The following is a 248-nucleotide window of genomic DNA, read 5'->3' as shown; positions in this document are numbered from 1 at the left end:
CGTGCGGATCGTCGAACGGATGCACGAAGGTCAGGCCGCGTTCTTCCTGCAGACGCACGGCGTGGGCGTAGGCATCGCTGTAGGACTCGCCCGCCTGCACGACTTCGACGGTCTGGCCGCCGTGCGCGCGCACGGCGTCGACTTTCACCTGCGGCGTGGTTTCCGGCACGCAGATCACTGCCTTCACGCCGAGCCGCGCCGCCGACAGCGCCACGCCCTGCGCGTGATTGCCCGCCGACGCGGTAATC

General features: G+C 69.8%; 1 protein-coding gene. It reads right to left on the bottom strand.

Going from position 1 to position 248, the window contains the following annotated elements; all coding sequences use genetic code 11:
• Window positions 1-248: pyridoxal-phosphate dependent enzyme (locus tag SB816_RS33890; protein WP_410548485.1), on the bottom strand; the 248-nt coding region annotated here is incomplete at both ends.

The organism is Achromobacter sp. SIMBA_011, from assembly GCF_046535435.1.
GTDB classification, from domain to species: Bacteria; Pseudomonadota; Gammaproteobacteria; order Burkholderiales; family Burkholderiaceae_B; genus Achromobacter; species Achromobacter dolens.
The sequence above is the reverse complement of the archived record's forward strand: the minus strand, read 5'-3'. Positions and strand labels throughout refer to the sequence as shown.